This window comes from Streptomyces sp. NPDC058758, from assembly GCF_042746075.1.
GTDB lineage: Bacteria > Actinomycetota > Actinomycetes > Streptomycetales > Streptomycetaceae > Streptomyces.
This window is the reverse complement of record NZ_JBHYPS010000028.1, coordinates 94,043-112,963: the sequence shown is the minus strand read 5'-3', so window position 1 is coordinate 112,963 and position 18,921 is coordinate 94,043. Positions and strand designations below refer to the sequence as shown.

Annotated in this window: 13 protein-coding genes and 2 pseudogenes; 10 read left to right on the top strand and 5 right to left on the bottom strand. The window is 74.6% G+C overall.

Annotation, left to right across the window (positions count from 1 at the left end; all coding sequences use genetic code 11):
- Positions 1-104 precede the first annotated feature (104 nt).
- Together ACFW6A_RS27735 and ACFW6A_RS27730 are read right to left on the bottom strand one after the other, a co-directional pair.
- Complete coding sequence (locus ACFW6A_RS27735) at positions 105-374, bottom strand: hypothetical protein (protein ID WP_351857127.1); 270 nt, start codon at positions 372-374, stop codon at positions 105-107.
- 179 nt (positions 375-553) lie between these two features.
- The gene (locus ACFW6A_RS27730; RefSeq protein WP_351857130.1) at positions 554-1,336 is read right to left on the bottom strand and encodes a hypothetical protein; all 783 of its coding nucleotides are present in this window, start codon (positions 1,334-1,336) and stop codon (positions 554-556) included.
- A gap of 465 nt (positions 1,337-1,801) precedes the next feature.
- On the opposite strand from ACFW6A_RS27730, the gene ACFW6A_RS27725 reads away from it, so the two are divergent.
- From ACFW6A_RS27725 to ACFW6A_RS27715, 3 genes and pseudogenes are all read left to right on the top strand, one after another.
- Positions 1,802-2,323: a transglycosylase family protein gene (locus ACFW6A_RS27725; RefSeq protein WP_351857137.1), complete on the top strand. Its 522-nt coding sequence runs from the start codon at positions 1,802-1,804 to the stop codon at positions 2,321-2,323.
- A gap of 99 nt (positions 2,324-2,422) precedes the next feature.
- Positions 2,423-3,265: pseudogene (locus ACFW6A_RS27720) on the top strand (ABC transporter substrate-binding protein); the annotation flags it as partial.
- 64 nt (positions 3,266-3,329) lie between these two features.
- Positions 3,330-4,613, top strand: coding sequence for a glycosyltransferase (locus ACFW6A_RS27715; RefSeq protein ID WP_386643652.1), 1,284 nt, complete (start codon positions 3,330-3,332; stop codon positions 4,611-4,613).
- Between the two features lie 55 nt (positions 4,614-4,668).
- Here the strand turns inward: ACFW6A_RS27715 and ctaD are convergent, their stop codons facing one another.
- On the bottom strand, positions 4,669-6,354 hold the full coding sequence (ctaD, locus tag ACFW6A_RS27710; protein WP_386643649.1) for a cytochrome c oxidase subunit I: 1,686 nt from the start codon (positions 6,352-6,354) through the stop codon (positions 4,669-4,671).
- A 295-nt stretch (positions 6,355-6,649) separates the two neighbouring features.
- On the opposite strand from ctaD, the gene ACFW6A_RS27705 reads away from it, so the two are divergent.
- Positions 6,650-6,865, top strand: a complete 216-nt coding sequence (locus ACFW6A_RS27705; RefSeq protein ID WP_351857135.1) for an I78 family peptidase inhibitor — start codon at positions 6,650-6,652, stop codon at positions 6,863-6,865.
- 65 nt (positions 6,866-6,930) lie between these two features.
- On the opposite strand, the gene ACFW6A_RS27700 is transcribed toward ACFW6A_RS27705, so the two are convergent.
- A complete protein-coding gene (locus ACFW6A_RS27700; RefSeq protein ID WP_386643646.1) occupies positions 6,931-7,830 on the bottom strand; it encodes a phosphatase PAP2 family protein in 900 nt (299 codons plus the stop codon).
- 409 nt (positions 7,831-8,239) lie between these two features.
- Here ACFW6A_RS27700 and ACFW6A_RS27695 point away from each other — a divergent pair, with 409 nt between their 5' ends.
- Positions 8,240-10,045 carry an MFS transporter gene (locus tag ACFW6A_RS27695; protein WP_386643643.1) on the top strand — a complete coding sequence of 602 codons (1,806 nt, stop codon included), beginning with the start codon at positions 8,240-8,242 and terminating at the stop codon, positions 10,043-10,045.
- 162 nt (positions 10,046-10,207) lie between these two features.
- Here the strand turns inward: ACFW6A_RS27695 and ACFW6A_RS27690 are convergent, their stop codons facing one another.
- A complete protein-coding gene (locus ACFW6A_RS27690; protein ID WP_351856770.1) occupies positions 10,208-10,642 on the bottom strand; it encodes a cell division protein SepF in 435 nt (144 codons plus the stop codon).
- Positions 10,643-11,021: 379 nt separating this feature from the next.
- Between ACFW6A_RS27690 and ACFW6A_RS27685 the strand changes: the two genes are divergently transcribed.
- From ACFW6A_RS27685 to adhE, 5 genes and pseudogenes are all read left to right on the top strand, one after another.
- On the top strand, positions 11,022-12,317 hold the full coding sequence (locus tag ACFW6A_RS27685) for a DUF5685 family protein (RefSeq protein ID WP_386479339.1): 1,296 nt from the start codon (positions 11,022-11,024) through the stop codon (positions 12,315-12,317).
- A 31-nt stretch (positions 12,318-12,348) separates the two neighbouring features.
- Positions 12,349-14,112: pseudogene (locus ACFW6A_RS27680) on the top strand (FAD/NAD(P)-binding protein); the annotation flags it as partial.
- 48 nt (positions 14,113-14,160) lie between these two features.
- Positions 14,161-14,991: a DUF1684 domain-containing protein gene (locus ACFW6A_RS27675; protein ID WP_351856776.1), complete on the top strand. Its 831-nt coding sequence runs from the start codon at positions 14,161-14,163 to the stop codon at positions 14,989-14,991.
- Between the two features lie 204 nt (positions 14,992-15,195).
- Positions 15,196-16,050, top strand: coding sequence for a S1 family peptidase (locus ACFW6A_RS27670; RefSeq protein ID WP_386643640.1), 855 nt, complete (start codon positions 15,196-15,198; stop codon positions 16,048-16,050).
- 216 nt (positions 16,051-16,266) lie between these two features.
- Positions 16,267-18,861: a bifunctional acetaldehyde-CoA/alcohol dehydrogenase gene (gene adhE, locus ACFW6A_RS27665; protein WP_351856764.1), complete on the top strand. Its 2,595-nt coding sequence runs from the start codon at positions 16,267-16,269 to the stop codon at positions 18,859-18,861.
- Positions 18,862-18,921 lie beyond the last annotated feature (60 nt).

Here is an 18,921-nt window from a genome sequence, read left to right as displayed (position 1 = left end):
CCTCATACCTGCACCCCCGCGGGGCGTGCCCTCCGCCCCCTACCGCCCGAGCCCCTGCGGGTTGTCGACACGACTCCGGCCCTCGGCCGTTCCGCCCGGCCCGCTCAGAGGCTTCCGCGCGGCCCCGGCGGCAGCGCCGCCTGCGGGGGGTGGTGCTGCTGCGCCGGCCAGGCCGGCGGGTACGCCGCGTGCGGGTGGCCGGGGAGCCCCGAGAGGCCCGTGCTCAGCGACGTGCCGAAGGCCCGGAACGCCAGCTGCTCCTCGCCGCTGCGGTCGCCCGGAAGCGTGCGGAACGACCGGCGGTACTCCGAGTACAGGGCATCGAAGATCGGCGTCGCCGAGAATCCGGCCGGTCCGTCCTGCGCCGGGCGCATCGCGGGGATCGGACTCGGATGCGGCTGGGGGAAGGGGTCGTATGGGTGCACGTAGGTGCCAACGACCCCGCCGTCCGTCGGATGCGGGCGGCTCTCCGAAAGAGGGGCCCGCCGGGGGCGGGGCACGGTCGGGCCCCCCGGCCCCCGCGCCGGCCCTATCCCCGGACGCCCGTCGGCCATCAGGTCCCGGCCAGCGGCATCGCCGCGGCGACCAGGCGGCCGTTCGCCGCGGCCTTCTCCAGGGCGTCGCGCAGCAGGTCCTCGCGCGGCTGCTGGCCGATGGAGCCGACCGGGGCGGCGAAGACGAGCACCGTGTGCGACTTGTTGGCCGCCGCGCGCCAGCCCTCGGTGACCTGGAGCGGCTGGTGCGCCTGCCACCAGGCGGTCTGGCCGGCGCCGCCCGCGCCGGGCTGGAGCACCGAGTGCAGCTGGCCCATGGCGACCAGGACCGACCAGCCGGGCAGCGCAGCCGGCCGGGTGTTCAGGTCGTCGACCCGGTGGAAGCCCTGCTCGGCGAGGAGCGGCAGGAACTCGTCGGTGAGCCCGCCCGAGCCGGGCCGGGCGACCGGCGCGGTCGGCTCCACGACCAGCGCCGGGTGCAGCTCGCCGTCGATCAGGACGAGCCCGCTGGTGACGCCGAGCACGGCCTGCTCGGGGTGGGCGGCCGTGAGCGCGTCGGCGGCGTCGGCGGCCGTGATGGAGGCGACGGCGCCCTGGAGCTGGTCCTCGGCGACCCGGACGACCTGCGACGGGATGCAGCTGGCGTGGGCGAACGCGAGGACCGCGGTCTCCTCGCCGACGAACAGCACCGTGCTGGTCCGCTCCTGCTCGGAGTCGCCCGGCGTGCGGCAGGAGGTGCAGTCGTAGCTGCCCGGGGCGTTGTCGCCGGCGAGCAGCCGGTCGGCTTCTTCGTCGCCGATCTCGGCGCGTACGTCCTCGCTGACGTCGAGCATGCGCGGCACGGAGGGCTCCCTGGAGTCGGTACGGACGGACCCCGGGCCTTTCCCGGGCGTCTCATGCCGAGTTCAACGGGTCAGGCGCGGGCGGGGTCACGCGTGGAAGGCGGGCAAGTTGCCGCCGGCGCGGGCGGGGAGCGCGGGAGGCGGGTGCCTCCGACCGGGTGGGAAGTGAACAGTGTTCCGCGCGGCACGGGGCCGGCTCCCCGGAGGCCGACCTAGCCTGCGGCGATGTCGATGATCCGATTTTGGACAGCCGGCTCGCTCGCCGCGGCCTCCGCGGCGGCGCTGCTCGCCCTCCACCAGGCGCCCGTCGCCGTCGCCGCACCCGGCGACGACGGGCCCGGCACCGCCGGAGCGCCCGGCGCCCCCGGCGTACCGGCGCTGCCGGACGCGGCGGAGATCGCCGGGCCCCTCGCCGAGGCCGGCGCCGGGCAGGCCGCCGACGCGCTCGCCGCCGCCGCTGCCGCCGTGGAGGCGGCCCGGGGCGACGGCGCGGACGCCGCCGGCGCCGGGACCGGCGCGGTGCCGCCGCCCCCGTCGGCCGGGCCGGCGGGCGTCCCCGCCTACGCCTGCGCCGAGGACCAGTGGCCCTGGGGCTGCGTCGCCGAGTGCGAGAGCAGCGGGCGCTGGGACGTCAACACCGGCAACGGCTTCTACGGCGGGCTCCAGTTCTGGCAGCCGACCTGGATCGAGTTCGGCGGCCTCAAGTACGCCCGCCGCGCCGACCTGGCCACCCGGCAGCAGCAGATCACCGTCGCCGAGGACGTCCTGCGCGTCCAGGGCTGGGGCGCCTGGCCCGTCTGCTCCAAGCGGTACGGGCTCAGCGGCCGCGTCCACACCGTGCAGCCCGGCGACACCCTCGGAGGCATCGCCCGCCGCTTCGCCGTCAAGGGCGGCTGGCAGCGCCTCTACGCGGCCAACAAGAGCGTCATCGGTCCCGACCCCAACCGCCTGTACGTCGGCATGATGCTGCGGATCGCGCCCCTCTGAGCCGACGGGCTAGAAACGCCGCTCCGCCGCCTCCCCGCTGAACACGCGCGAGCCGCGCCGCAGTTCGTGCACCAGGGACCCGGGCGGGAGCCCGTCCGGCACCCGCACCTCTACTCCCTCTACGGCAGCTCCGCCCCGCGCACCGGCGCCGCGCCCGGCTGGGACGGCGTGCTGTACGGCGGGACCGAGGTGTACCGGTGGTTCGCGCGCGAGCGGGGCGCGCGGACCGCCGCCGTCGTCGCGTACGACCAGCCGGCCTCGGCCGCGTACGCCCGGCTCGTCGTCCGGGGGCTGCGCGCGGAGGGCTACCGGGTGGTGACCGAGCGGGTCGCCTTCGCGCTGCCCGACTTCCGGGCCGTCGCCGCCGACCTGCGCGAGCGCCGGGTCGACCTCGTGTTCGACGCGCTGGACGCCCACGGCAACGCCCGGCTGTGCGAGGCGATGGAGGCGCTCGGCGTCCGCGTCGACGCCAAGGTGACGAACGTGCAGAACTGGTCGTCCTCCGTCGCCCGCTCCTACGCCCGCGCGCCGGGCTGCCGCGGCTCCCTCTGGGTGACCGGGTCGAGCCGCAACTTCGAGGACACCGGGCACCCGGCGGTCCGGGCCTTCCGGGCCGCCATGGGGGACCGGGAGACGTCCCAGTGGCAGCTGGAGGGATGGGCGGCCGCCATGTGGTTCACCGACGCGGCCCGCTCCTGCCTCGCCCGCCCCGACCGGGGCGGACTCACCCGGACGTGCGTCGAGGCGTACCTGAACCGCCAGGAGCCTTACACCGCGCGGGGGTTGCTGCTGCCGGTCCGCTTCGAGCACCTGGCGCGGCCGCCCGCCGAGCGCGAGACCTGCCTCTCCGTGGCCCGCTGGCGGGACGGGCGCGGCTGGGTGAGCCAGGGCGAGATGACGCGGAACTGCGCGACCGTCCCCCAGCTCGGTTACCGGCCGTGAGGGTGGGCGCGGCCGGAGCAGTACAGTCGCCCCGACCGACCAACTGACCGGGGGGAACCGGCAGATGCGCATCTCCTTCCTGCTCCACAACGGCTATCACTACGGCGGCACGATCCGGACCACGTTCACGCTCGCCGAACGGCTCGCGGAACGCCACGAGGTGGAGATCGTCTCGGTCTTCCGCCACCGCGACCGCCCCCGCCTCGGCCTCCCGTCCGAGGTGACCCTCCGTCACCTCGTCGACCTGCGGGAGGACTCGCAGGACTACGACGGAGACCACCCCGACGCCCGCCTCCCCGCCCGGGTCTTCCCCCGCGGCGACGGACGGTGGAGGCAGTACAGCGCGCTGACCGACGCGCGGATCGGGGACCACCTGCGCGGGGTGCGGGCGGACGTCGTCGTCGGCACCCGGCCGGGGCTCAACGTGCACCTGGCCCGGCAGGCCGGGCCCGGGCCCCTCCTCGTCGCCCAGGAACACCTCGTCCTCGACGGGCACAGCCGCCGGCTGCGCCGGGACATCGCCCACGAGTACGCGCTCCTCGACCTCGTCACCACCGTCACCGAGGCCGACGCGCGTGCCTACCGGCGGCTCGGGCTGCCGGGCTCCGTCCGGATCGAGTCCGTGCCCAACGGCGTGCCCGCCCCCGCCGGACCGCCCGCCGACCCCGCGGCGCGGGTCGTCGTCGCGGCGGGCCGGCTCACCCGGGTCAAGCGGTTCGACGTCCTCGTCGACGCCTTCGCCGAACTGGCCGGCGAGCACCCGGAGTGGAGCCTGCGGATCTACGGCAGCGGGGACGCCGCGCAGGACCTGCGCGGGCCGCTGACCCGGCAGATCGAGGCCCGCGGGCTCGCCGGGCGGGTCCGGCTGATGGGCCAGGTCCACCCCATGGAGCCGGAGTGGGCGAAGGGCTCCATCGCGGCGGTGACCTCCGAGCGGGAGGCCTTCGGCATGGCGATCGTGGAGGCGATGCGGTGCGGGCTGCCGGTGGTCGCCGCGGACTGCCCGCACGGGCCGCGCGAGATCGTCGAGGACGGCGTGGACGGGCGGCTCGTCCCCGTCGGCGACGCCGGCGCGGTCGCCCGGGCGCTGCGCGAGCTGATGGCCGACGAGGAGCTGCGGGCGAGGGCGGGCCGGGCGGCCCGCGCGGCCGCCGAGCGCTTCGACCCGGCGCGGATCGCCGCGCGCCACGAGGAGCTGTGGACCGGGCTGCTCGACGGCCGCCGCCCCCGCCGCGCCCACGCGCCGGCCGCCGCCGTCCGTCATGCCCGCACGGGCCGGGCGATCGACGCCGGGTACGCCGCCAAGGCCGCGGCGGGCCGTGCCCTGCGCCGCCTCGGCCTGCGCTGACGCCGCGGTCGCTCCGCCCGGGCCCCGCCGGCGGCCCGCCGCCCGGGGCGCGTGCTCAGGCGCCGCGCCCGGGCGGCGGGTTCGGGATCCGCGCCCGGTCGTAGGCCGCGAACTCCGGGTGGTGCAGGTCGAAGGCGGGGGACTCGGAGCGGATCCGGGGCACGGCCGTGAAGTTGTGCCGGGGCGGCGGGCAGGAGGTGGCCCACTCCAGGGAGCGCCCGAAGCCCCACGGGTCGTCGGTCGTGACCTGCGGCGCGTACCGCCAGGTGCGCCACACGTTGTAGAGGAACGGCAGGGTCGAGGTCCCCAGGAGGAAGGCCCCGATCGTCGACACGGTGTTGAGGGCGGTGAAGCCGTCCGCGGCGAGGTAGTCGGCGTACCGCCGGGGCATCCCCTCCGCGCCCAGCCAGTGCTGGACGAGGAAGGTGAGGTGGAAGCCGGTGAAGAGGGTCCAGAAGTGGATCTTCCCGAGCCGTTCGTCGAGCATCCGGCCGGTGAACTTGGGCCACCAGAAGTGGAAGCCGGCGAAGGTCGCGAAGACCACCGTGCCGAAGACCGTGTAGTGGAAGTGGGCGACGACGAAGTACGAGTCGGTGACGTGGAAGTCCATCGGCGGCGAGGCCAGGATCACCCCGGTCAGTCCGCCGAAGAGGAAGGACACCAGGAAGCCGGTCGCCCACAGCATCGGGGTCTCGAAGGAGAGCGAGCCCCGCAGCATGGTCCCCGTCCAGTTGAAGAACTTCACCCCGGTCGGCACCGCGATCAGGAAGGAGAGGAAGGAGAAGAACGGCAGCAGAACCGCCCCGGTCGCGAACATGTGGTGCGCCCAGACGACCACGGACAGGCCGGTGATCGTCATGGTGGCGGCGATCAGGCTCAGGTACCCGAAGATCGGCTTCCGGGCGAAGACCGGGATGATCTCGCTGACGATGCCGAAGAACGGCAGGGCGATGATGTAGACCTCGGGGTGGCCGAAGAACCAGAAGAGGTGCTGCCAGAGCAGCGCCCCGCCGTTGCCGGGGGCGAAGACCAGCGCGCCGAACCGCCGGTCCGCCTCCAGGGCGAGCAGCGCCGCCGCGAGGACGGGGAAGGCGACGAGCACCAGGACCGCGGTGAACAGGACGTTCCAGGTGAAGACCGGCATCCGGAACATGGTCATGCCCGGCGCCCGCATCCCGATGATGGTGGCGAGGAAGTTCACCGAGGTGAGGATCGTGCCGAAGCCGGAGAGCGCGAGACCCATGATCCACAGGTCGGCGCCGATCCCCGGGGAGCGCTCGGCGCCGTTCAGCGGGGCGTAGGCGGTCCAGCCGAAGTCGGGCGGTCCGCTCGGGGTGAGGAAGGAGCCGACCGCCATCAGCCCGCCGAGGAGGAAGAGCCAGTACGAGAACATGTTGAGGCGCGGGAAGGCGACGTCGGGCGCGCCGATCTGGAGCGGCACCAGCTCGTTGGCGAAGCCGGCGAAGGTCGGGGTCGCGAAGAGCAGCAGCATGACCGTGCCGTGCTGGGTGAAGGCCTGGTTGAACTGCTCGTTGGAGAGGAACTGGAGCCCGGGGCGGGCCAGCTCCGCCCGCATCGCCATCGCCAGCAGGCCGGCGAGGAGGAAGAAGGCGAACGAGGTCGCCAGGTAGAGGTGCCCGATCTTCTTGTGGTCGGTGGTGGTGAGCCAGTCGACCAGGATCCGGCCGTGCCGCTCCCGCCCGCCCGATTCCGCCGTGGTGGTCGCCGCCTCGGTGCTCATCGGTGCCTCCGCCCCGTGTTCCGTTCTCCGGCGTCCGGTCAGCGTAAGCATTGTGTAAGGGAAGGGTGAGGGAGCCGCGCGCGGGTCCGCGCACATTTCGCTGGTTGGGCTCCCTCGGCGGGAAGGGAGGCCGCCCGGTGAATTCGCCCGAACGGTTCGTGCGAACCTCCGGCCGCCTTTTCGAATTACCGGAGAAGCGGCCGGAAACAGGCGTTCCGTTCAGGACACGGCCGGTGGCCCGGCCGTCGAGAAGTTGTGACGCAAGCGTGACCGCGAGGGGACTAACGTGAACCCCATGGCACCCTTCTCGCGCAGCCCCGAACCGCCCCGAGACGCGCCCGAGTCCTATGTGGGTCTCGACGCCGACGGCGCCGCCCGGCTCGCCCGGACCCGCGGCTGGCGCGTCGTCCGGGCCCTCCCGCCCGGCGCGATCGTCACCATGGAGTACCTGGCCGGGCGCCTCAACTTCGAGGTCGAGGACGACACCGTCACCCGCTGCTGGATCGGCTGACCCGGCACGCGAGGGGCCCCGGCCGGTGCGGCCGGGGCCCCTCGCGTGCGCACGCGGTCGCCGGGTCAGGCGGTGAGCCGGTCCGACGACGGTCTGCTCCGGGCTGCCCGGGGGTGGCTCGCCGCCGCCCCCACGGGCTCCCGCGCGGGCTCCTCCCGGTCCGCCGGGGCCGGGAAGAGGCGCGGCCCGCCGGAGGCCACCGGCAGCGACGGCACCAGCCGGCGCCGGGCCCGCAGCCGCTCCCTGATCCGGTCCCGCTGGGCCAGGACCCACGCCTCCACCACGGCGATGACCGGCTCGCACCAGGGCAGCGCGAGGAGGATCAGCAGGCCGGCGGCCCAGCCGAGCAGCACGTCGCTCAGCCAGTGCGTCCCGAGGTAGACCGTCGTGAGGCCGACGCCGAGGGCGACCACGGCGGAGAGCGCCGACAGGTAGCGGCGGGCCCGCGGGGTGGTGGCGAGGTAGGCCAGGATGCCCCAGGTCACCACCGCGTTCGCGGTGTGACCGGAGGGGAATATGTCGCCGCCCGCGAACAGCTCGGCCGAGCCGACCTGCGTCGCGTAGTGGGGGCCGAGCCGGCCGAGTCCGAGCTTCACCGCGCCGACGGTGACGTTGAGGAGCAGCAGGGCCGCGCCGAGGGAGAGGAGCGGCCGCAGGGTGTGCTGGCGCCAGGAGCGCCAGCCCAGCCAGGCCGCGACCATCACCGCCGTCGGGCCGCGCTGGCCGAGGACGACGTAGTAGTCCAGGAAGGCGTGCAGCTCCGGCCACTGCTGGTAGGGACGGAAGAGCATGATCTTCCAGTCGAGGGTCACCAGCCAGGTGGACAGCAGCACCGCCACCACGACGATGAGGTAGAACGCCGACGTCCCGCCGAAGAGGGCGAGACGCGTCCGGGTCATCCGCGGGACCTCTATCTTCGGCGGGACCGGCTCCCGGTCCAGCCGGGCAAAGATGTCGGTACGCACCCAATCGACGTTACAGGGGGTGAGGAGACGACCCGGTCGATCCGCTCCCTTCGTGATGACGATGTGATGTGGAGCGGGGCTCGGCGTCCCGGCCATTCCGGGACCTCGTCGGAAAATCCGATGACCTTCAGCCCTATTGCCGCCGGGGGTCATTCCGGAAGCCTGTTTGTATGGCACGGAATTACTTCAAACAGCCGTCCGTGCGGAATTCCATGCGACGCGCGGGGCGGGTGGAGTGGCGTACGCCACACCGGGAGCCTCGCCGGGGTGAGAGGTGCGCCACCCTCACGGGGCCCGTCCTCGCGTACGCTGACGGCTCACTCGCCCCTCCTCGCCGCGCCGCCGCGGGCCCATCGGCCCAGGTCGGCGGCGCCTGCCGAGAGCGAGAGCGTCACTTGGAGGTACGTACATGTCGCGGACGATCACGGCCCGATCGGGACGGAACGCCGCCGGTGGCGACGCCAACCGCTGGGCCGTCCTCGTCGTCCTCTGCGTCAGCCTCCTCCTGGTCGCCCTCGACGCGACCATCCTCCACGTCGCCGTCCCCTCGCTCACCGAGAACCTGCGCCCCGGCGCCACCGAGCTGCTCTGGATCGTCGACGCCTACCCCCTGGTCTGCGCCTCGCTGCTGATCCTCTTCGGCACCCTCGGCGACCGGGTCGGCCGGCGCCGGGTGCTGCTCCTCGGGTACGGGATCTTCGGCCTCGCCTCGGCCGTCGCCGCCCTCGCCACCGAGCCCTGGGTCCTCGTCGCGGCCCGCGCGCTGCTCGGCGTCGGCGGCGCCATGATCATGCCGGCGACCCTCTCCATCATCCGCACGGTCTTCCCCGACCGGCGCGAGCGCGCCACCGCCATCGGCGTCTGGACGGCGGTCGCCGCGATCGGCGCCGCCACCGGGCCCGTGCTCGGCGGCTTCCTCGTCGAGCACTACTGGTGGGGCTCCGTCTTCCTCATCAACATCCCGCTGATGGCGCTGATCCTGCCGCTCGCCCGCCGGCTCCTGCCCGAGTCCCGGGGGAGCGCCGAAGGACCCTGGGACGTCCTCGGCGCCCTGATGGCCGCGGCCGGCGTCCTCGGCTGCGTCCTCGGCGTGAAGCGGGCCGGAGCGGGCGAACCGCTGCTCTCCCCGCTCACCGCCGGGCCCCTGCTCGCGGGGGCGCTGCTCCTGGTCCTCTTCGTCCGGCGCCAGCGGCGCAGGCCGCACCCGCTGATCGACATGCGGCTCTTCTCCCGGGCCGCCTTCACCACCTCCGTCGGCTGCATCGTCCTCGCCATGCTGGCCCTGGTCGGCCTGGAGCTCATCGCCGTCCAGTACCTCCAGCTGGTGCTCGGACTCAGCCCCCTGGAGACCGGGCTGCGGCTCCTCCCGCTCACCTTCGCCGCCATGGCGGCCGGCGCCACCGGCTCGTACACCCTGCGCCGGATCGGGCCCCGGCGGATGGTCGGCTGGGGCTTCCTGCTCACCGCGGCGGCGGTGCTGCTGCTCACGCTCATGGGCCAGCACGACCGGCCGCTGCTGCTCACCGCGGGCTTCGTCCTGCTCGGCTTCGGCCTCCAGACGACCCTCTTCTCGGCGTACGAGTCGATGCTCAGCGAGGCGCCGCCGCGCAGCGCGGGCGGGGCGGCGGCGATCGGCGAGACCTCCTACCAGCTCGGCGCGGGCATGGGCATCGCCCTGCTCGGCAGCGTCATGAACGCGGCGTACGCCCCCGGCCTCGCGAACGTGCCGGGGGTGCCCGCGGAGGCGAGCGACGCCGCGGCGAACTCGCTGGGCGAGGCCTACCAGGTGGCCGGACGCCTCGGCGGCGCGGCCGGCGAGGCCCTGCACACGGCCGCCCGGCACGCCTTCGTCCACGGGCTGCACCTCACGCTCTTCGTCAGCGCGGGCCTGCTCCTCGCCGGTGCCGCGATGGCCGTGCGGCTGCCCCGGGTGATGGAGTGCCCGGTGGACGTCGAGGCGGCGGTGGAGGAGGCGGCCGAGGCGAGGGCGGCGGAGGCGGCGGTGAAGGCCGGAAGCGCGGCTCCCGCGCCGGCTCCGGAGCCGGCGGCCGCTCCGGTACGGGACGGGGCCGCCGGGCCGGCCGTGGTGCCCGGGCAGCCGGTCGCCTCCCCGGCCGACGCGGCGCGGACCGCCGCGCCCCAGGACCCTCTCCGGCCGCTGCCGGGCGGCGGCCCGGCGGGGACGATGAGCGGCGCGGCCACCCGGACCCGCTGAGACGGGGCCCGCCGGGGCCGCGCCGCCCGGATCCGCCGGGACGACGGCCGGCCCGGACCCTGGGCGGGTCCGGGCCGGAGGCGTCGTGCGGGAGCGGTCGGTGGTCCGGGATGGTGCGGTGTGCCGCGGTGCGCGCGGGCCCGCCCGCGGAGGTGGCGAGCGTCAGCTCTGGTTGAAGAAGCCGTCCTGCCGGCGACGGCCGGACTCGCCGCTGACGATCTCCGTGTCGGCGGGGGTGAGCAGGAAGACCCGGGTCGCGACGCGCTCGATCGAGCCGCGCAGTCCGAAGGCGAGACCGGCGGCGAAATCGACGACCCGCTTGGCGTCGTTCGACTCCATGGCGGTGAGGTTCACGATCACCGGCACCCCGGCCCGGAAGAGCTCCCCGATGCCCCGGGCGTCCCGGAAGCCGTCCGGCGAGACGGTGGCGATCCGGCGGCCCCGCTCCTCGGCGGTGTCGGTGGCGACCCGGACCCGGGGGTCCGTCACCCAGGCGTCGCCGCTCTCGGCACCGTCGGCGTACTCGTCGTCGTAGTAACGCTCGTCGTTGTCCTCGACGAGTCCCAGCCAGGCGCTCGCCTTGCGCACCGATCCCATGGACGCCTCCTTTCACGCGGTCACTGCGGTCACTTGTGGTTCCGCATATCCCTATCGTCGTCCATGATGCGGATCGCGCGCCAAGTGGATAGGCGCCGCGCAGAGGATTCGTGACGGTACTGGTGCAGAACGTGAGGCCCGTTTTCTGGCGATACGTCAGGAAACTTGGGGTATGCGGGGCGTGGCGAAGGGCCATGTTGCTGAAAATATGAAAGTCGGTCCGGAAGGGTGACGCCGGGCGCGTACGGGTGAACGCCCCCCTCGCTACGATGCCGCGAGGCCGTCCGGCGCTTCCTCGGGAACACCCCTGGAAACCCCGCGCGGCCCGCCGCGCGCTCCGCGTGCGGCACGCACTCGCACCGCACCACGGGGGATGGAAATGTTCGGGATCGTCAGACCCTGCACGCACCGGCTCACCGACCACCTCAAGACCCAGTGGATGGCCCACCTCTGCGGTCTGTGTCTGGCCCTGCGCGCCGACCACGGCCAGTTCGCCCGGGTCGTCACCAACTACGACGGGCTCATCGTCTCGGTCCTGACGGAGGCTCAGACCGGCGTCACCGACTCCGGCCGCCGCACCGCGGGGCCCTGCCCGCTGCGCGCCATGCGCACCGCGCCCGTCGCGCGCGGCGAGGGCGCCCGGCTCGCCGCCGCGGTCTCCCTCGTCCTCGCCTCGGCCAAGGTGCGCGACCACGTCGCCGACCGGGACGGCCTGATGGCCCGCCGGCCGGTCGCCGCGGCGGCCCGCCGGGTCGCCCGCTCCTGGGACAGGGCCGGTGCCCGCGCGGGCCACGCGGTCGGCTTCGACACCGCCGTCCTGGTCGACGCCGTGGACCGCCAGACCGGGATCGAGGCCCTGGCCGGGCCCGGCACTCCGCTCCTCGTCGTCACCGAGCCCACCGAGACCGCCACCGCCGCCGCCTTCGCGCACACCGCGCTCCTCGCCGGCCGGCCGGGCAACGCCGAACCGCTCGCCGAGGCGGGCCGGCTCTTCGGCCGGCTCGCCCACCTCCTCGACGCCGTCGAGGACCAGGGCGCCGACGCGGAGAGCGGCGCCTGGAACCCGCTCACCGCCACCGGCACCTCCCGCGAGGAGGCCCGCCGGCTCGCCGACGACGCCCTGCACGGCATCCGGCTGGCGCTGCGGGACGCCGAGTTCACCGACGGCAAGCTCGTCCACCAGCTCCTCGCCCACGAGCTGCGCGTCTCGGTCGACCGCGCCTTCGGCACCACCACCTGCTCCCACGGCGCCGGCGGCGGCGCCCCCGCGCACGCCCACGGCCCGGTGCCCGGCAACCCGTACGCGCCGAACGGACCCGTGCCCGGCAACCCCTACGCCCCGGGCCCCGGCGGACCGGCGGGCCCGGGCGGCCCCTGGAACCCCGGCCCGGGCGGCGGCGGTGGCGGCGGCTTCCCGCCGGGACCGCCGCACCGCAACCGCCGCGGCCTGATCGCCGGTTGCGCGGTCTGGGCCGGACTCGCCTGCACCTGCCAGATGTGCTGCGGCACCTACGAGGACCCGTGGAGCCGCGAGCGCAAGGACGGCCTCTGCCAGCAGTGCGACTGCGGCGACTGCTGCGAGGGCTGCGACTGCTGCTCCAACTGCTGCTCGTGCGGAGGCGAGGACGGCGGCTGCTGCGACGGCTGCGACTGCGGCTGCGACTGCGGCTGCTGACCGGCGCCGCAGCGGGGGAGGGGGCCGTCCGATGAGCGCCGCCTCCCTGGTGATCGTCGGCGCCGGGCCGCGCGGCACCGGCTTCCTGGAACGGCTCGCCGCCGCCCTGCCCGGGCGGTACGGCGGCCGGCCGCTCGACGTCCACCTGGTCGACCCGCACCCGCCGGGGCCCGGCCGGATCTGGCGCACCGACCGGTCCCCGCTGCTCTGGACCAACTCCCGTGCCGGGGACGTGACCCTCTTCACCGACGACACCGTCCCCCTCGCGGGACCGGTGCGCCCCGGGCCCACGCTCGCGGCCTGGGCCGGGACCGACGGCCGCCGCTTCGCCACCCGCCCCGAGCAGGGCGCCTACCTGCGCTGGGCCTACGAACGGGTCCGGGACGCGCTGCCCGCCGGCGTCGCCCTCCACGAGCACCGCACCACCGCCCTGCGCGTCGAGGGGCCGCTCCGGGGCCGGCAGCGCGTCCTGCTGGCCGGCCGCGCCGACCCCCTCCCCGCCGACCTCGTCGTCCTCGCCCTCGGCCACCTCGACGCCGAACCCGACGCGGAACAGCGGGAACTGGCCGCCTTCGCCGCCCGCCACGGCCTCCTCCACCTGCCGCCGGGCCACACCGCCGAACGCGACCTCGCCGCCCTGCCGGCCGGCCGCCCCGTCCTCGTCCGGGGCCTCGGCCTCGCCTTCGTCGACCTGATGGTGCTGCTCACCGAGGGGCGCGGCGGCCGGTACGAGGGCCCCGAGGAGGCTCCCGTGTACGTGCCCTCCGGCCGGGAACCGGTGCTGTACGCCGGCTCCCGCAGGGGCGTCCCGTACCACGCCAAGACGGGCTACGTCCTCGACGGCGAACGGCCCCCGCTGCCCCGCTTCTTCGGCCCCGACCGGGTCGACGCCCTGCTCGCCGGGGACGGGCCGCTCGACTTCCGGCGCGACGTGTGGCCGCACGTCGCCCGGGAGCTCGGCTGGGCCCACTACCACCGGCTCTTCGCCGCCCACCCGGAGCGCACCGCCCGCCCCTGGGCCGCCTTCGAGGCGGACTGGACCGCGGTGCCGCCGGGCGGCCCCGCCCTCGCCGCGCTCGTCGCCGCCGCCGTCCCCGATCCCGCCGACCGCTTCGACGCCGAGGCCCTCGACCACCCGCTCGACGGCCTGCGCGCCCCGAGCGCCGACGCGCTCCAGGACGTGCTGCGCGCCCGCGTCACCGCCGGCCTGACGCGCCGTCACGACCCCGCCCACAGCCCCGACGCGGCCGTCGTCGCCGCCCTCGACTCCGTCTACCGCCAGCTCGGCCGGCTCGCCCGCCGGGTCGACACCGGCGCCTGGTGGCACGGCTTCTACAGCCACCTCGCCTCCGGCCCGCCCGGCTCCCGGCTGCGCCGGCTGCTCGCCCTCTCCGAGGCCGGCGTGGTCCGCTTCCTCGGCCCCCGCCTCACCGTCGTGGCCGACGAGCGGCACGGCGTCTTCCGGGCCTCCTCGCCCGCCGTGCCCGGGGCGGCCACCGCCCGGGCCCTCGTCGAGGCCCGGCTCGACCCCGCCACCGTCCTGCGCACCGCCAGCCCGCTGCTGCGCGGGCTGTACGAGGACGGCGCCGAGGCCACCCCCGGCGGGCTGCTCGCCGTCGACCCCGCCGACGGGCGGATCCTCCAGCGCGACGGCCGCCCGCACCCGCGCCGGATCGCCCTCGGCCCGTACACCACCGCGGGGGTGGGCGGCGGCTTCACCCGGCCCCGGAGCGGCGGCCCCGCCTTCGCGCAGAACGACGCCGCGGCCCTCGCCGCCCTCGCCCTCCTGCGGGACGGCGTCGCACCCGGGGCTTCCGGCGCCGGTGTGGAAGGGTGGAACACCATGAGCGACACGCACGACAGCCGCGTCCCCGGCGCCACCGACGGCACGGACCCCCGCGCGGCGGACTGGCGGAACTGGCACGAGCGGCGGGAGGCGGCGGTGGCCTCCCCGTACGGCCCGCTCTCCCTCACCGGCACCCACTGGCTCGCGGACTTCCCCGACGGCCGGCTGCCGGGCCTGCCGGGGGAGTGGCGGGAGGACGGCGACGAGGTGGTCCTGACGGCGGACGCCGGGGACGGACTCACCGTCGACGGCGAGCCCTTCGCCGGCACCGTCCGGCTCACCGCCGACCACGCGCCGGTCCACGAGTCCCGGGTCGGGGCGGCGGACCGCCGGCTCATGGTGCTGCGCCGCGAAGGGCTGTGGGCGGTACGGGACTTCGACCCCGGCGCCCCGGCGCGGCGGGCCTTCCGGGGCATCGAGGCCACGCCGTACGACCCGCGCTGGGCGGTGCCGGGGGTCTACCGGCCGTACGAGGAGCCGCGCAGCGTCCGTGTGGAGAACGCGGACGGCAGGGAGCGCGGGCTCGGGCTCTTCGGCGAGGTCGTCTTCGAGCTCGACGGGCGGGTGCACGCGCTCCGGGTCGCGGTGGAGGAGGACGGCACGCTCTGGGCGGTCTTCGCCGACGCCACCAGTGGGGAGTCCACCTTCCGGTTCCGCTTCCTGCGTCCGGAGGCGCCGGCGGAGGACGGCGCGGTGACGGTGGACCTCAACCGCGCGCTGCTTCCGCCGTGCGCCTTCGCCGACCACTTCATCTGCCCGTTCCCGCCGCCCGGGAACACGCTGGACCTCGCCGTGGAGGCGGGGGAGCGGCGGGTGCTGACCGACTGACCGGCGGCCCTCCGGAATCCGGACGACGGGTGCCCCGGACCGGTGCGGCCGGGGCGCCCGCGCGTGCGGCGGTCTTGTGCGTCACGCCGGGAGGAGGCACCATCGCTCACGGTGGATGTCAGGGACACGTCACCCTACCCCGCCTCACGGGCCTCTCACCCCCCGGGCCCCCTCCGCTTTTCCCAGAAGGATGTGAGGAGCACAGTGAGGATCAAGCGCACCCGTCTGCTCGCCGTCGCCGCCGGACTCGCGGCCGTCACCGCCCTCGGACTCCCCGGCGCCCAGGCCGCCCCCGCCCCCGGTCCGGCCGCGGCCGCCCAGCTGGCCCGCGCCGAGTCCGCGGTCGACGCCGCGGGGGTCGGCGGCATCGCCTGGTACGTGGACGAGGCCGCCGACCGGGTCGTCGTCACCGCAGACTCGACCGTCTCCGAAGCGGGGCTCGCGAAGATCCGCGCGGCGGCCGGCGCCGACGCCGGCGCCCTGCGCGTCCAGCGCGACTCCGGGGTCTTCAAGCCCCTGCTCGGGGCGGGTGACGCCATCTACGGCAACGGCTACCGCTGTTCGCTCGGCTTCAATGTCCGCAGCGGCAGCACGTACTACTTCCTCACCGCCGGGCACTGCGGCAACGTGGTGAACACCTGGTACGCCAACTCCGCCCAGTCCACCCTGATCGGCGCCACCGTCGGCTCCAGCTTCCCGGGCAACGACTACGCCCTGGTCCGCTACGACAACGCCTCGCTCGCCCACACCGGCGGCTTCACCGCCGCCGACGCCTACGTCGGCGAGTCCGTCAAGCGGTCCGGTTCCACCACCGGCACCCGCAGCGGCACCGTCACCGGCCTCAACGCCACCGTCCGCTACTCCGGCGGCGGCACGGTCAAGGGCATGATCCAGACGAACGTCTGCGCCGAGCCCGGCGACTCCGGCGGCGCGCTGTACGACGGCACCAAGGCGCTCGGCCTCACCTCCGGCGGCAGCGGCAACTGCTCCACCGGCGGCACCACCTTCTACCAGCCGGTGCCGGAGGCCCTGGCCAAGTACGGGGTCAGCCTCTACTGATCCGCTGATCCGCTGATCCGCTGATCCGCGCGGGAGGCCCCCGGCCGGGGCAGGGGTTCCGACGGCCGGGGGCCTCCCCGTCCAAGATCTTGTGAATCTGTTCACAAAAGGACTTCCGGCCCCGTCCCAAGGGTCTTTCCGCGCCCCTTCTCGCAGGTCACCGGGTGTCGAATGGAGACGTCGAAGAAACAAGGGACCGGTGAAGGAGGGCCCGTCATGGAGGCCAAGGAGATCGTGGAAGGGCTCGTCGGACGGGCGCTCGGGGCGCTCGCCGGGTTCGAGGCCCTCGACCAGGAGCGGGTCGACCACATCGTCAGGAAGGCGTCCCTCGCCGCACTGGCCGCCCACGGCGAACTGGCCCGGCTCGCCGTCGAGGAGACCGGCCGCGGGCTCTTCGAGGACAAGGCCGTCAAGAACCTCTTCGCCTGCGAGCACGTCACGAACTCGATGGCCGGGCTCAAGACCGCCGGGGTCGTCTCCCGCGACGAACTGAACGGCATCACCGAGATCGCCGAGCCCGTCGGCGTCGTCTGCGCGATGACCCCCGTCACCAACCCCACCTCGACGACCGTCTTCAAGGCGCTGATCGCGCTCAAGACCCGCAACCCGATCGTCTTCGCCTTCCACCCCTCGGCCCAGCACTGCTCCGCCGAAGCCGCCCGGATCGTCCGCGACGCCGCCGTCGCCGCCGGAGCCCCCGCCGACTGCGTCCAGTGGATCGAGGAGCCCTCGATGGAGGCCACCGGCCTCCTCATGCGCCACGACGGCGTCTCCACCATCCTCGCCACCGGCGGCAACGCGATGGTCGAGGCCGCCTACTCCTGCGGCAAGCCCGCCCTCGGAGTCGGCGCCGGAAACGTCCCCGCCTACGTCGCCAAGGACGCCAGGCTCCAGCGGGCGATCCACGACATCGTCCTCTCCAAGGCCTTCGACCACGGCATGATCTGCGCCTCCGAGCAGGCCGTCATCCTCGACGCCGAGGTGTACGAGGAGGGCATCGCCGAGTTCGAGCGGCTCGGCGCCCACGTCGTCACCGCCGCCGAGAAGACCAAGCTGGAGGAGTACCTCTTCGGCACCACCGCCTACGGCAGCAACTGCGGCGGGGCCAGGCTCAACGCGGCCGTCGTCGGCAAGTCCCCGGTGTGGATCGCCGAACAGGCCGGCTTCCAGGTCCCCGAGGGCACCTCGATCCTGCTCGCCGAGTGCGCCGAGGTCGGCGAGAACGAACCCCTCACCCGCGAGAAGCTCTCCCCCGTCCTCGCCGCCCTCAAGGCCGGCTCCACCGAGCAGGGCCTGGAACTGGCCGCCGCCATGGTCGAGTTCCACGGCCTCGGACACAGCGCCGCCATCCACACCGAGGACGAGGCGCTCGCCGAGGAGTTCGGCAAGCGGGTCAAGGCCGTCCGCGTCATCGTCAACGCCCCCTCCACCTTCGGCGGCATCGGCGACGTCTACAACGCCTTCCTCCCCTCGCTCACCCTCGGCTGCGGCTCCTACGGGCACAACTCCGTCTCGAACAACGTCACCGCGGTGAACCTGATCAACATCAAGCGGATCGGACGGCGCAACACCAGCATGCAGTGGTACAAGATCCCGCCGAAGATCTACTTCGAGCGCAACGCGATCCGCTACCTCGGCGAGATGGAGGACGTCCACCGGGTCACCATCGTCACCGACCGGACCATGCGCGAGCTCGGCTTCGTCCGGAAGGTCACCGACATCCTCGACGGGCGCGCCGAGCCCGTCGCGATCCAGGTCGTCGACGACGTCGAGCCCAACCCCGAACTCGCCACCGTCCGGGCCGGCGCCGCCGCCATGCGCGACTTCCGGCCGGACACCATCGTCGCCCTCGGCGGCGGCTCCCCGATGGACGCGGCGAAGATCATGTGGCTGATGTACGAGCGGCCCGAGGTCGAGTTCGCGGACACCAAGGAGAAGTTCTTCGACATCCGCAAGCGGGCCTACCGCTTCCCGAAGCTCGGCGAGAAGGCCAGGCTGGTCGCCGTCCCGACCACCTCGGGCACCGGCAGCGAGGTCACCCCCTTCGCCGTCATCTCCGACCCGGAGGCCGCGCAGAAGTACCCCCTCGCCGACTACGCCCTCACCCCGGACGTCGCCATCGTCGACCCGGTCCTCCCGCTGCACCTCCCGCCGACCGTCACCGCCGACTCCGGCTTCGACGCCCTGACCCACGCCACCGAGGCGTACGTCTCGGCCTACGCCAACGACTTCACCGACGGGCAGTGCCTCCAGGCCATCCGGCTGATCTTCGAGAACCTGGAGACCTGCGTGAAGGAGGGCGCGAAGGCGCCCGAGGCCCGCGAGAAGATGCACAACGCCTCCACCATCGCCGGCATGGCCTTCGCCAACGCCTTCCTCGGCCTGGTCCACGCCATGGCCCACACCCTCGGCAACACCTTCCACGTCGCCCACGGCCGCACCAACGCGCTGCTCCTGCCGCACGTGATCCGACACAACGGCACCGTCACCCACAAGGCCGTCCCGTGGCCCAAGGCCGAGGTCTACCGCGCCCCCGAGCGCTACCAGGAGATCGCCCGGACGCTCGGCCTGCCGGCCGCGACGCCCGAGGAGGGCGTGGAGTCCTACGCCCGGGCCGTCGAGGAGCTGCGCGAGCGGTGCGGCATCCCGGCCGGCTTCCGGGACGAGGGCGTCGACGAGGCGGCCTTCATGGAGGCCCTGCCGCGGCAGGCGATGAACGCCTACGCCGACCAGTGCGCCCCGGCCAACCCGCGGATGCCGATGATCGACGAGATGAAGGAGCTGATGACCCGGGCGTACTACGGGAAGTAGCCCCCGGACGCGCGAGGAGGCCCCCGCCGCGGCGGGGGCCTCCTCGCGCGTGCGCCGGGC